15 protein-coding genes are annotated in these 13,251 nt (G+C 49.4%); 8 read left to right on the plus strand and 7 right to left on the minus strand.

Features of this window, described 5'->3' with window-relative positions:
- Positions 1–361 precede the first annotated feature (361 nt).
- The gene (locus JVX88_RS29530) at positions 362–1,183 is read right to left on the minus strand and encodes a prepilin peptidase (RefSeq protein ID WP_211622060.1); all 822 of its coding nucleotides are present in this window, start codon (positions 1,181–1,183) and stop codon (positions 362–364) included.
- A 196-nt stretch (positions 1,184–1,379) separates the two neighbouring features.
- Positions 1,380–2,852 carry a glycosyltransferase family 39 protein gene (locus JVX88_RS29535; RefSeq protein WP_211622061.1) on the minus strand — a complete coding sequence of 491 codons (1,473 nt, stop codon included), beginning with the start codon at positions 2,850–2,852 and terminating at the stop codon, positions 1,380–1,382.
- A 511-nt stretch (positions 2,853–3,363) separates the two neighbouring features.
- Here JVX88_RS29535 and JVX88_RS29540 point away from each other — a divergent pair.
- A complete protein-coding gene (locus tag JVX88_RS29540) occupies positions 3,364–3,759 on the plus strand; it encodes a cytochrome P450 (protein ID WP_211622062.1) in 396 nt (131 codons plus the stop codon).
- A 151-nt stretch (positions 3,760–3,910) separates the two neighbouring features.
- Here the strand turns inward: JVX88_RS29540 and JVX88_RS29545 are convergent, their stop codons facing one another.
- Positions 3,911–4,309 (minus strand): hypothetical protein, encoded by a 399-nt coding sequence (locus JVX88_RS29545; protein WP_211622063.1) that lies wholly within the window; start codon positions 4,307–4,309, stop codon positions 3,911–3,913.
- A gap of 819 nt (positions 4,310–5,128) precedes the next feature.
- Here JVX88_RS29545 and JVX88_RS29550 point away from each other — a divergent pair.
- Positions 5,129–5,329 carry a hypothetical protein gene (locus JVX88_RS29550; RefSeq protein WP_211622064.1) on the plus strand — a complete coding sequence of 67 codons (201 nt, stop codon included), beginning with the start codon at positions 5,129–5,131 and terminating at the stop codon, positions 5,327–5,329.
- Between the two features lie 104 nt (positions 5,330–5,433).
- Here JVX88_RS29550 and JVX88_RS29555 read toward each other — a convergent pair whose 3' ends face one another.
- Positions 5,434–5,832, minus strand: a complete 399-nt coding sequence (locus JVX88_RS29555; RefSeq protein ID WP_211622065.1) for a hypothetical protein — start codon at positions 5,830–5,832, stop codon at positions 5,434–5,436.
- 226 nt (positions 5,833–6,058) lie between these two features.
- On the opposite strand from JVX88_RS29555, the gene JVX88_RS29560 reads away from it, so the two are divergent.
- From JVX88_RS29560 to JVX88_RS29570, 3 genes are all read left to right on the plus strand, one after another.
- Positions 6,059–6,763, plus strand: a complete 705-nt coding sequence (locus tag JVX88_RS29560) for a hypothetical protein (protein WP_211622066.1) — start codon at positions 6,059–6,061, stop codon at positions 6,761–6,763.
- 119 nt (positions 6,764–6,882) lie between these two features.
- Positions 6,883–7,338, plus strand: coding sequence for a WcaF family extracellular polysaccharide biosynthesis acetyltransferase (locus JVX88_RS29565; protein ID WP_211622067.1), 456 nt, complete (start codon positions 6,883–6,885; stop codon positions 7,336–7,338).
- A 137-nt stretch (positions 7,339–7,475) separates the two neighbouring features.
- Positions 7,476–8,489, plus strand: coding sequence for an NAD-dependent epimerase (locus JVX88_RS29570; protein WP_317134486.1), 1,014 nt, complete (start codon positions 7,476–7,478; stop codon positions 8,487–8,489).
- Positions 8,490–8,516: 27 nt separating this feature from the next.
- Here the strand turns inward: JVX88_RS29570 and JVX88_RS29575 are convergent, their stop codons facing one another.
- Positions 8,517–8,756: a hypothetical protein gene (locus tag JVX88_RS29575; RefSeq protein WP_211622068.1), complete on the minus strand. Its 240-nt coding sequence runs from the start codon at positions 8,754–8,756 to the stop codon at positions 8,517–8,519.
- A gap of 249 nt (positions 8,757–9,005) precedes the next feature.
- On the opposite strand from JVX88_RS29575, the gene JVX88_RS29580 reads away from it, so the two are divergent.
- The 3 genes from JVX88_RS29580 (at position 9,006) to JVX88_RS29590 (ending at position 12,018) form a co-directional block, all read left to right on the plus strand.
- Entirely contained in the window at positions 9,006–10,355 is a 1,350-nt protein-coding gene (locus tag JVX88_RS29580; protein WP_211622069.1) for a LysR family transcriptional regulator, read from the plus strand.
- Positions 10,356–10,519: 164 nt separating this feature from the next.
- Positions 10,520–11,671, plus strand: a complete 1,152-nt coding sequence (locus tag JVX88_RS29585) for a calcium-binding protein (protein ID WP_211622070.1) — start codon at positions 10,520–10,522, stop codon at positions 11,669–11,671.
- Between the two features lie 62 nt (positions 11,672–11,733).
- Entirely contained in the window at positions 11,734–12,018 is a 285-nt protein-coding gene (locus JVX88_RS29590; RefSeq protein ID WP_211622071.1) for a PPC domain-containing protein, read from the plus strand.
- A 23-nt stretch (positions 12,019–12,041) separates the two neighbouring features.
- Here JVX88_RS29590 and JVX88_RS29595 read toward each other — a convergent pair whose 3' ends face one another.
- Both JVX88_RS29595 and JVX88_RS39390 read right to left on the minus strand, forming a co-directional pair.
- Positions 12,042–12,830, minus strand: a complete 789-nt coding sequence (locus tag JVX88_RS29595) for an S-adenosyl-l-methionine hydroxide adenosyltransferase family protein (protein ID WP_211622072.1) — start codon at positions 12,828–12,830, stop codon at positions 12,042–12,044.
- 118 nt (positions 12,831–12,948) lie between these two features.
- Positions 12,949–13,236 carry a hypothetical protein gene (locus JVX88_RS39390; RefSeq protein ID WP_263975703.1) on the minus strand — a complete coding sequence of 96 codons (288 nt, stop codon included), beginning with the start codon at positions 13,234–13,236 and terminating at the stop codon, positions 12,949–12,951.
- Positions 13,237–13,251 lie beyond the last annotated feature (15 nt).

The raw sequence follows: 13,251 nt of genomic DNA on the forward strand, positions 1-13,251 counted from the left end.
TGATTGACTTGCTAACTAGCTAAACTCGCCAGAAAGAGTTGCCAGATCAACGATCACACGGCTCAGACGGTTTCTATCCTAATTGGCCTAACCCAGCTTGACATTCATCCGAAGAAAGATTTGAGCTAAATTTTTAATCTTGTCGGTTTTTAATCTTGTCGGTCAAGCCTCGCGACTTCGGGTGGGATCGATTGAGGGCACGGTTGTAAACGATTTCGGGGATGCTGAAGCTAGCTCTGGCTCTTGATTTTCTCTAACCCTCCTACCCTTTGGGAGGGCAACGCCTATCAATCTGTTTATGAAGGAGAGAGACCCGATCTAAAAAGCTCAAGTTCCCTCAGTTAGAGTGTGAAAGAACTAGTTATAGCGTCGGAAAAAATAACTGACGATAGCCGGAAATCAATGCCTGACCGAAAAAGGCAGCCAATACCGCACCCAGGGCTAAAAATGGCCCAAACGGCATTGGTTGGCGACGGCTAATCAGTCCCAGCGCCATCGCGGCTCCGCCCACAAATGCTCCCAAGGCACAAGCCAAAAATCCGGCCAGCAGCAGTAGCTTCCAGCCCAACCAGGCTCCCATCATTGCTGCTAATTTGGCATCGCCACCGCCCATCGCCGGTTGTCCCAAGGCTACAGAGCCAATCAGCGTAATTAGATCCAGCAGCCAGATGCCAACCACCGCCCCTAAAATGCCCGTCATCAACTGACTGGCGACTCCAGCCCAGCTAGCGCTAGCCCACCAGCCACTGAGCGCTTGAAAGATTAATCCGGCAATCAACCCTGATTGGGTGAGGGAATTGGGGAGGATCATCGTATCCAGGTCAATCAGGGCCAGCGCCAACAACCAGCTAAAAAAGGCCCAGTATCCTAGCGTCGGCAATGACAGATCAAACGCCCAAACCACCAGCACAAACAGGATGCCCGTGGCAGCTTCCACCAGCGGATAGCGGATTGAAATCCGAGTTTTGCAAAACCGACAGCGCCCCTTTAGCCACAACCAACCCAGCACCGGCACATTATCGTAAGCCTTTAGCCGTCTGAGGCAATGGGGACAGCGAGACGGCGGCCACAGAATCGACAGTCCTGCAGGAACGCGATAGATCACTACATTCAAAAAGCTACCCACCGCTGCCCCCAGCAGAAAAACCAGCAGCACCACAGCGGCAGAGAACAAAAATTCCATAGAATACCAAATCAAGGTAAGCGCACTAACGGAAGGACGACCGATTCAACCGATCAGAGTATGACCGATTTTCCGCCTAATCTATCAACTCCTGATTCAGCCGAATGCCTGCAGTGCTGTTGGCCTGTACGCAGCGAAGGCAAAACTTTTAGCCCCAGCGGCCCCAGTCCCATCCACCCATCCACCTTACTGGAGCTTAGCTAGTTTCAGAGATCTTCCTCTCAATGGAAGATCTCGACAGACCCTGAGCAATTCGCCACAGCCTAGCTCGATCTGATACGGGCGTTAGCTGCCAGCCCTGCTGTTTAATCGCCGCTTCTAGCGACTGGGAGGCCCGAAACACAAAAACGTTAGACTCCTGAGCCAATGGAGTCAGATCGGGTGTGGCGCTGACTAAAAACAGCCGCACATTGGGTTGCAGGCCATAGCTGAGGGAAACTAAGTCTCCCATGTTGGTGTAGTCATCGCCCATGTCGCTGAGCATCACCGGATTTTGATCTGCTGTGGCATTGACGAGGTGAATAATTTCAGCGTTGCTATAGCTGAGATCCTTACTCCACCAGCTCTCAGAAGCGGCACTGATGCTGGCAGAAAGCACACTACTCGCCAAACACAGCACCAAAACAGCGCGCCACAGGTTATTAGCGCCCCCTCTAGTTGCCAAAACTTTATAGGAGAGCAAATAGGCAACAGCCAACTGAATACCTGGAAAGCAAGAAATCAGGTAGCGGCTGACTGCGGAACGTTTACCACCCAAGATCAAATCGGGAATGGCTAACAGCAAAAATGGCACAAAAACGGTCGTGAAAATGAATAGCCAGGTTCGGGCTGGGGTGTGGCGATAGACGCGATACAGAGCCAGCAGAATTAAAACTACAAACGGCAGGCGCACCAGAAAGGTGAGTGGATTGTCAAACCCAAAGTCGAGGTCGATAAACAAACTGGTGAAGCTCAAAGTCCATAGCTTTAGCAAATAGGGCAAACCAACTTCAGCCCTAGTCCAGTCTGTAGTGGCGTTGGCTCGCTGGTGCTGATGCAGTAACACCCAAATCCAGGGGCTATAGACTAGCAGAGCGGCCAGAACGCTTAGCCCAAACCCCCACATCCGTCTATCCTTCACCCCCTTTGCAACTACCTGCCAGCTCCAGCCCAAATCCACAGCACGAGCAGATATTGCACTCATGCCGAGCACATAGCCAGCATGGGCTAGCAGTGTCAGGGCAAAAAACGGATGGGTATATAACCCTAGCGCTACGCTTAACCCATAGCCAGCCCAACGTCTTGCGGTGGACTGCCGCATCGCTCGCAGCAACAGCCAACTGCTGCCCAAAATCACAATTGTCAGCAAACTATACTGTCGTGCCGTTTGTGCAAACAGAATATCGAACGGGGAAAGAGCCAAAAATGCCGTTGCCAGCAGAGCGGTAGAGGAACTTGCAAACAGCTCCATTGCCAGCCCATACATCAGCGGCAGGCCCAGCAAGCTAATCAACGCCGGTAGGAGCCGCGAGGCTGCAATCGAACTGCCGAATTGCTGCATCCAGTAGCGGGCCATCACAAAGTAGAGGGGTGGATGCTGCGGATCCTCGGCCATCAGGGAATGGATCGTATCGGCGGTGGTGCTGCCGGGTTTGATCTGCTGAAAGAACTGGAGTTCTGGTGCAGTCAAAAAATGGTTTTGGAGAAATAAATGTAATAGCGCTAAGAATGATTGACAGCAGTAACATCTCAAACACTCAAACACTAGTATGACCCCACAGTATGACCCCACAGTATGACCCCACAGTATGACCCCACAGTATGGCCCTACTCCCCGATCTGCTACACCGTCTTACCTGGTAGCGCTTGATGACGCAAGTCAGGGGAACGAGAATCAGGACAACATGAATTGGGCACATGAATCCAGACAAATCCAGACGCAGTTTGCAGTGCCTCGATTAATCGCATATGCTAATCTTGACCCGCCTATGTTAAAAACCTTAAACCCAACAATGGGACGTGAGTAAGCAAATCAATGCCTGCTCTGACTATTCCAAGGGCGACTCTGCCCGCTAACCAGCCCCGCTCCAGCCATGCTGAGGCCATACGCCAGGACACTATTGCCTATTTAGAACATCTCGCTCAGCAGGGAGACTACCTGCGCATTCCGTTTGCGTTTAGTTTAAGCGCTTATTTCATCAATGACGCCGAGGCCGTGCAGGAGATTTTGCTCAAGCAGGCTCGCAAGGTTCAGCCTGGTCCTGATCTCCCCCTGGACCTTACAGCGCCGAGCAGATTACTTTCCAGAACCGCTCAAGTTCAATCCAGAGCGATTTCGGAACCCGGAGGCCATCCCCAAGTTTGCCTATTTACCGTTTTCTGCCGGTCCGCGAGTATGTATCGGCAATTTGCTAGCAATGATGCAAATGAAAGTAAATTTGGCGGTTTTATTACGAGAGTACCGCTTTTCGCCTGTGCCGGGCTATCAGTTTCAGCCCATCTATCGCTTCAATACTCGTCCGCAAGGTGGTTTGCCAATGGTGATAACGCCATCTAACCGTCTATCCAACCCTAATTGTCCTATAGGTGCAAACTAACGGTTTTCGCCCGGATCTTGCTAGCGAGCCATTGCTGAAAAATCTGCTCCTGCAAGACAGCCTTCACTGTATCTGTTAACTGTTTTGCCGTATGAGATGTTGAGCCGTCAATGGTTGAAAGCGGGCATAATCGCCCGCATATGAGTAATTGTTAGCCGATTCGGGCCATATTCATATCGATTCGAACGGTTCTATCGATAGTGTTACCAAACGGAGTACCGTTCACGACCGCTGCATTGATGTTAATCGTGCGTTGCAAGACAGTCGCTCCAATCGCGCCATTGCGAGCCGCAATCGTGCCGCTAATTCCTACAGCATTGCGAGAGGTTAGGTTAGCCGAACTGCGCGTACCGGAAAAGGTGATGCCGGAGGCAGTAGAGCGGTAATTACCAACCACCGGGAACAAATCAGTGCGAGCAACCACTCCTAAGCCCGCAGGCGTAAATCGGAATTGGCCGTTGTTAAAAAATTCCCAGGTGCCGCCATTATGCATCTGCCTTACCCCGGTTACGTTTGAGGTGCCATTCCCCGCAACTTTAACCGCAGACACATTGAAACCGCGTAGAACCAGGAGGCGACCAATTTGGCGCGAATAGTAAGCCCAAATGGATGAATTAGTTGAACGTTCTTGGTCTCGATTCGATTACGTACACATAAATATTGTAGTAATCGAAGTCGCAGTGCTTTTTCTTACGTAGTCAACGCTACCACTGACAGATTACATCTGTCAAACCTTATGGGGGGAATTTACATGAGAATTTTCTCATAAATGGCAAATCCCTTGCTGCACAATGGTTCTAATAGCAATCAGATATAAGTGTGCATAAGATCAGGCTGCGAGGGGTGTTGGTGCAGACTGGCCGGACGAGGTACTTTCAAGGTTACTTTCAATTCCTCGCGCATAAAGCGATGGACCGTTTCGTTTGGATCCCTAGCCTTGGGTTTGTTCGCGCAGCGTGTGCCTAGCACAATCCCCTAAATCCTTCTTAATAAGGAGGATGTGGGGGATCGATCCCTTGCATGGTGAACGGGTAGTTTTGATGGAAACAACGTTCACCCATTGTTAACAATTACAATCCCACGCTTGTGTTTCTCAACGCTTTGGTTTATGCTTTGCGATACTAGTGCTTCTCGGACCCGAAGAGGGCTAGTAGGCCGCTCAAGGCAGGCGATTCGGGCGCTGATCCAAAAGTGTTAGCGCACTTAAGGACCAGCTCACCTGACTCTCTGATCTCAGCAGAGAGCAAGGCTGTGTTGATTGTACTGTGAAAGTGCAACCTGCATGGCCTCGTTTGATGCGTCCTGTAGTCAGGCATGGTGCCTTGAGCGATTTCTTTACCGAAATCTAATCAAGCGAGGCTAAATTACTATGACCACTGAGTTTAACGAACTGCTAGATGCAGGCGATCATGCTGGCGTGCAAATCTGGATTATTGGCACGAGAGACCAGGTGATCCACCAGATCAACGAGTTCTATGTCAAGCGGATTGCCACCGACCGCAGCCGCTTCACACCCCTGATTCCCGCTCCCTTTGGGCGAGACAAGTATATGACGATGCTGATTCGCTAAAGCAGTAGGAGTCAGGAGTCAGGAGTCAAGAGGAAAAACGAGACCTGACTCTTGACTTCTGAACTCTGACTTTCCCATCTCTCCTATCTCCCGCGTCCTATCTTCTAATCAATCACCGCAGACGGACATCGAACCGGATTCGGGCGGTTCAGCAGTTCGTCTAGCGAGAAACAAACAAAAGGATTTTCTGGCACAGGTGGTTCACCAGCAGCGATCCAAAATAGCCCGCGCTCTGGGTCGAAAGTAACCTGGCGTAGAGAGCCGTTGCCGCCTGGGCTAGCATCATCATCATAGACCGATAGCGGACTCTCCTCGAACGTGTCAGGATTAGTACGGTCACGCATAATCTCTACCATTACCTCTGGATTAATTTGACCATAGCGAGAACTGGCACCATCGGGTTCTAGAAGCTGCGCGAATCGCTTGTAGCGCGTTAGGCTGGATGGTTCCTGGGGTTGTCGATCGCGTCCTTGCAGCTCTGGTGAAACAAAGTGATTGGTCAACGGGGTGCAGGGGCAGTGCCCCTGCGTGGGGGCGAAGCCCCCACACCCCCTGTACCTCACATGAGTGAAAAACGCTGTATGACCAGGTTGGGAAGTAGCAAATATGGTTGCAGACGTAACAGCGCGACATGACAAGGTACGTGTTGTAGGTAGAGCTTAGCTTTACCTTTCCTAGTCTTTGCAGTTTTACTTTACAACAAGTCCTCACATAGATGGAGATGTCGCAGTGAAAATTGGCAAAGATAGCTGGCTATGCAGAAGCAGTATCAGCAATCAGTCTGCTAAATTATTTTTTCTATTACTATCGACAGATATTTGCTTTTTTGCATTACACATCGTTGCCTTGATGGGTGGTTGGAGCGATTCTTATCCTAATCTCTACAAAAATCCTTATTTGATTGAGATGGATAGAGGACATGCCGAATTTTTTCAGTATATGAAAGAGTACTGGTGCATTCTCATGCTAGGATTTATTGCTCTCAGAAGACGCTCACTGCTTTATCTAAGCTGGACCTGCTTCTTTCTCTATCTTTTAATTGATGATTATGCTGAAATCCATGAAACACTGGGGTTTTATTTAAGCGAGCTTCTCAATTTTGCCCCGATGTTTAGATTACGAGCACGAGATTTTGGAGAAGTTCTAGTATCCACTTTAGTAGGTTTATTCTTCTTGATTTGGATCGGTACTGCCTATCGTCTGGGAGACAGTACCTTTAGAAGAGTTTCCAGAACCTTGATCATTTTACTGTCTGCACTTGCAGTATTTGGAATTGTAGTTGACATGCTACATATTATGTCACCTAAGACGCTAAAGCATGTGTTTGGGATTTTAGAAGATGGTGGAGAAATGATTGTTATGAGTACAATAACGACCTTCCTCTTCGTTGTATCTAATGAATCTATATCCAACAAAGTTTTATCTGCTAAATAAGTAAAAGCCAGATTGCATAGAAAATAATAACAGCAATAGACATATCTAGTTCGCCAAGCTAGTTAGCTCTCCGGATTTAATTCTATTGCCGCGTAAAGAAAAAAGGAGGCAGATGATTTATGCGGCTAGATCAGTATTCTCTTGGTTCTTATACACCTGGTGCTCCCTATTGGAAGCAGATGCTGTGGTATTTTGTCGGGTCGCCGCTGGTACAAAGTTATTACCTACCATTTTCTGGCCCCAAAGTTTGGCTGTTGCGGCGATTTGGTGCACAGATTGGCCAGGGCGTGCGGATTAAACCAGGGGTGCGGGTGAAGTTTCCCTGGCGATTGACCATCGGCGATTACGTTTGGATTGGGGAAAATGCCTGGTTGGATAACCTAGCAGAGATTACGATTGAGAGCCATGTCTGTATATCGCAAGACGTTTACTTGTGTACAGGCAACCATGATTGGAACCATCCAAGTTTTGCATTACGGACTGCGAGTATATACATTCAGCAGGGCAGCTGGCTGGCTGCCCGCTCAGTTGTTGGCCCAGGAGTCACGATTTGCCTTAAACTAAAGCAAATTTAAGAATTTGAGCAATTTTTTAGCTGGGTGGGTTTCGTGCCCGCCCATTTTTGATCGGAAATTCTGAAATAATTTTGAAATGGCTTTTGACCCAGCGGCAAGCATGGGATCAGTCGGTAGCAAGCCCTAGTTGATGGTGCATGATGCAAGTATTGATTACTGGAGTGGCAGGATTTGTTGGCTATCACTTAGCACAACGGCTGCTGAGTGAAGGGGTTCAGGTTTACGGCATCGATAACCTCAACGAGTATTACGATGTCAGCTTGAAAAAGGCTCGCTTGTCGCAGTTGCAGCCGCAAGCAGGCTTTACATTCGAGTATCTGGATTTAAGCGATCGGGCGGGGGTTGCCAATCTGTTTGCTACTCATCAATTCGACTGTGTGGTGAACTTGGCCGCTCAGGCGGGTGTGCGCTATTCGCTGATTAATCCCCACGCTTATGTAGACACCAACCTCAGCGGCTTTGTCAATTTGCTAGAAGGCTGTCGGCATCAGGCGGTAAACCATCTGGTGTTTGCGTCGTCGAGTTCGGTGTATGGGGTGAATCCTAAGGTGCCCTTCGCCACTAGCGATAGCGTGGATCATCCGATTTCTCTCTATGCAGCCACTAAAAAAGCAAATGAGCTAATGGCCTACACCTACAGTCACCTTTACCGCATTCCCACTACTGGCCTGCGCTTCTTTACAGTCTATGGTCCCTGGGGCAGACCGGATATGGCCTACTTCAAATTCGTCAAAGCCATCGAAGCGGGTCAGCCGATCGAGGTTTACAATCACGGCGATATGCAGCGGGATTTTACCTACATCGGTGATGTGATTGAAGGCATGGTGCGGGTGATGCGGCGTCCGCCCACTGAAACTCCTGCTCCAAGCCAAGCCCCATTGCCTGACGCTTCGCACAATTTAACAGCGGCTCCCTACAAGCTTTACAACATTGGCAACAATCAGCCTGTTGCGTTGTCTCGCTTGATTGAAATTATTGAAACAGCTCTTGGCAAATCGGCTCAGAAGCAATTTCTGCCGATGCAGCCGGGAGATGTGCCAATCACCTATGCGGATGTGGATGATTTAATTCGGAATGTAGGTTTTAAGCCTGCTACACCGCTGGAAGTCGGCATTCGCCATTTTGTGGATTGGTATCGGTCTTATTATTAGTACAGCAAGAGAGGGCTACTAGTAAGGCTATCTGCGCCCTTGAAACTGTCGCCAAGCTTGAATATTTCGTTGCGCTTCGGCATAAGCTGCCGTATTTTCCGGAATCTGCTCCGCAATCGCAATCGCCTCTCGGGGATTGGCTCCTGCTTGAGATTGGGCGATTTGCAGAATTTGAAAGCTCCATTGCTGGATCATGCGGTCGGCCTCGGAGCGGGCTGGATTATTCTCCGGAACCTGACTGGCAATCTCGATTGCGGCCACCAGCATCGCTGGGCTGCCTATATTAGCCGCATTGTAGGCTTGCCGCCAGAAGCCAGGAGCCAGGAGATCGAGATAGCTTTTACACCTGTTCCTCCCTAACCCTCCTACCCTAACGAGCAGGCAAAGCCTATAAAAAGTAGGGAGTCGAGCTAAATGCTTGAAGTCCCTCTTTTTCTACGCCGAAGGCGCATCCCCGCAAGGATTTAGGGGGATTTAAGGGGATCTCAATCTTGCGTTACTGGTAGGTTGATTACTATGGAAATTTATCAGCTTAAGGTCTTTTTAGAAGTAGCTAGATGCCTAAGTTTCACGGAAGCTGCCGATGCACTCAATCTGACTCAACCAGCCGTTAGCGCTAAAATTCGTTCGCTGGAATCAGAATTGGGAACGACTTTATTTCATCGCCTAGGGCGGCGAGTCGAGCTGACGTTAATCGGCCAATATTTACTCGATCAAGGTCCTGAATTGGTGAATCTCGAAACTCGTTTAGTGCAGGAGATCGAGGAACTGAAGCAGGGGAAACGGAGCACCCTGAAAATTGGCTGTATGTCGGATACAGCGAATCATTGGTTGCCCTCACTTTTATTTCGCTATCGTCAGCAATATCCTGATGTGCAAACGAAATGTTCACAGTTTGATTCAGTGGAGCAGCTATACCGGGCTGTAACCTCAGGGGAGGTGGATATTGGTATTTCAGACCTCAGTTTCTCCGGCTTTGATGAAATTGCAGAAATTATTATCGATACAATTCATTATTCGCTGGTCGTTTCAGCCAGTCATACCCTAGCACAACAGTCCTGGCTGAGCTTGAAAGAGCTGTATCATCACCCTTGGGTTTTGTCGCCCGAAACGGCTCCCAGCCGCATCATTTTAGAGAAGCGCTTGGAGGAATTGGGTTTAAGCTTGGCAAATTTCTCTCAGGTCGAGTATGTAGACTCTCCCAATTTAATCCGAACTTACCTGTTGGAAGGGCATTACCTCAGTTTTGCCTCGAATCTAGAGTTTCAGGTCGAGCAACAGGCGAATCTGATCAAGCTGGTGCCGTTAGAGGAATTTGCTTTGGGGACGCCGTTGTTCTTATTGTTGCCAAAACGGTTTAGTCAGTGTTTGGCATCCTTAGGACAATCGGGATCTCAGCGGCAACATGGATCAGAACCCATCCAGAATTTTGTCAACCTGGCAGAGAAGGGAATTCAGCCGTTTGGGCAATGGTCACGCCGGGAAACTCCAATCGCGGCCCATACTGCCAAAGCTCAAGACCCATCGCAGTCGAGGAAGTCTGCTTCGTCTCTAACTCCTCAAGTGGCGCGGTTCCAGTCACCTAGCGTGCATGTACGGTCGCATATCCCGCAGCATACCAAAACTCTAACGCTCACCATCGGCACGCAGAACCACACGATCCAAACCGTGACGGCAGGTTTAATTATCCAAAAGCTAGGGCTACTAGAGCACTTTCTGCCCCGCGAAGGCCGTTACAGCGGCACGCAGTACCAGATTCAATGGTGGGACTATTCGTCTGGCGCACCGACAGGAGGACAATTTGCCAAACTGAACAGTAATCCAACTATATCCAGCAGTGATTTTACTGTGTATACGATTGGTTAGTTTCAGGGTTCCTACTAATCTCGCCTGAATGCTGATTGACGCAAATTCGGGACTTAAGCAGTCAACTCACTCATCTCTTCCAGGAAAGGGATGAGTGCAATTTAACAAATCAAACAACGGTCAATAATAGGTCAAACAATAGGTCAAACAACAGGAGAACAAACATGGCATACGTTTACGGTACAGATGATAATGATACAAACCTGAGAGGCACTAACTCCGATGATACGATCTATGCCTATGAAGGAGATGATGTTGTATATGGATTGGGTGGGAAAGATTTGCTCACGGGTGACGGCGGAAGAGATTTGTTTTATGGTGGCACTGGCAACGATGAGATCTATGGTGGATTGGGCAACGATGCTCTCTATGGCGAAGATGGTAATGATTTTCTGGTTGGAGAGTTTGGCAATGACTTTTTTGTGGGTGGCGCAGGGAAAGACCGCCTCTATGGTGGCATGGATGACGATACGTTAGATGGTGGCTCTGGCGATGATTATTTGCTGGGCGACGAAGGCAACGACACCATACATGGTTCTTCTGATCAAGATACTTTGATTGGCAATGTCGGAGATGACAAACTTTACGGTGACGCAGGCAATGACAAACTCTGGGGAACGGATGGTCTTGATGAACTATATGGTGGCACTGGCAACGATGAGCTGAATGGTCAACAAGACATGGATAAACTCTATGGCGAAGAGGGCAACGACACGCTTCATGGTGGTGACGACTTGGATTTTCTGTATGGCGGCAGCGGTGAAGACAAACTCTATGGCGGTAACTTCAACGATATTTTGATGGGCGACGATAATTACGATGCCCTATTCGGAGGTGGTGACAATGATACGCTGGATGGTGGCAGGGATAATGATGTGCTGCATGGTGAGGCAGGGATAGATTCTCTGGATGGCGGCAGTGGCAGTGATGCACTCAATGGCGGCGATGGGGATGATTACCTGACGGGTGGCGCAGGCACGAACGACTGGGTGTTTGGTGGTAGTGGGAGAGACTATATCAACGGTGGCGATGGCAGTGATCTACTCCGTGGAGATGCTGGATCTGATGCGTTTGCCTTCTATCTTTCTAAAGAGCAGGGAATTGACACCATTAGAGACTTTAAACCTGGTGAGGGTGACTATATTCGCGTCTTTAAGACGGATGGCGTCACTGGACATGATCAGTTCAGCTACAACAGCAGTACAGGAGCAGTGTTCTTCGATCTATCTCCATTTGATGCCGCTGACCCTGTGCAGTTTGCCACAATAGAAACGAATCGCAGTAGCTTCAATATCAACCAACATATTGTTTTCTAGAGATATAGATTGCACCAAGTAATGTTATACAGTGTTCATAAATAGGTTGTGAACAAGGGGGTGTGGGGGCTTCGCCCCCACGCAGGGATTATTACAAGTTTACTGTCCCCAAAAGTCGTTTCAACCTAAAACTGACTGGCCCAAACGGCAACTTGCTGAACGGAGAAGTGACGCTACGCCTACGCGATAACGTCAACACGATTCTAGAGGAACAAAAAACAGCAGGCAGCGGTGCCGGTTTAGCCATCGAGAACAAAACACTTGCGGCAGGCACCTACATTGTTCAGGTTTCTACAATGGCTCGGTTTGTAAACTATAGCCTGGTCATGGCAGCAGAACCTAACTGATAGGCTAACCTTCTGGCCGATCTTCAGGTTACGACTTGCACAGTATCATGCCAATTGAGGCGAAGCTGAAACTGAGCATCACCGCCATTGATGGCAATTTCGACCCAGCCGTGACTGCCAATTAGTGCTAGCGGTTGACCGGGCGCGGCCTCAGAGTAGGTACGACAGCCGGGAATCGTTCGCTTACCGAGGGTAACGGACCAGCGTTTGCCCTGTACGAACTCACCTGGAATGTTGGTAATGGCGTTGCCAAAGCGATCAATGTATTGAATATTGCCCCTGAATCCAGTCGGGGTTGGAGTGCAGGTTGCCAACGGCAGCTTCACTAGCGTAGCAGGGTCGAAGGGTGCTCCTAAATCCAAAAGCGGTACTCCACTAGCGAGGTGAGCCGCAACCGAAGCGAAGATATCGCGTCCATGAAAGGTGTTGCTGGGTTGCAGTACACGCCAATATTCGGTGTTGGTCAGTTCAACGGCATGGAGAATGGTTCGTTGAGCCAGTAGACCTGTAAAAATACCGTTATCGGGACCAACCAAAAAGCCATCGGATAGTTCTAAAGCAATGGAGCGACGTGCGCCTCCTACACCTGGATCCACCACCGCAACATGCACAGTCCCAGCTGGGAAATAGGGGTAAGCGTTGAGCAGATTGAACTGAGCCGCAGCAATATTCTGGGGCGGAATTTGGTGAGTTAGATCGACAACTTTTAGAGCAGGGTTAATCTGGGCAATCACCCCTTTGAGTACGCCTACATAGACATCGTTGAGACCAAAATCAGTCAATAGGGTAATCACGGGCGCTTGTCTTTCCAATTCCACCACCGCTGACGATTACTTGTTCCGGTACCTGTTACGGCTGCTTGATTCTGGCTAATGATCATTACTGGTGATGCTAGTGATTGACGAGCCAGTCATCCAGTGACCCTGATGATTACTGAGGCACGACCTGTGCTCCATGACTGCGCGGATCCTCACCGGCACTAGCCTTAGGGGCAACCGGTGCTTCGACTTGAGAAATGCGGCCTCGTTGTTGAATGTAGGGCAAGGGAGCGTTGGTTGCGAGGGCGTCCAGGTTGGCGGCCATGATCGGACGGGGTTGCTCTCCAATTGTGGTTGCAATCGGCTCCCCCGTGCGGTTGAGAAAAACAAAGTGGGGAATGGCCTCCACTCGGTAGTGCAGCATTTCGGGCAGCCATTTGTTGTTATCGACATTGAGCATATTGCTACCCAACAG

This window comes from Leptolyngbya sp. 7M, assembly GCF_018128485.1.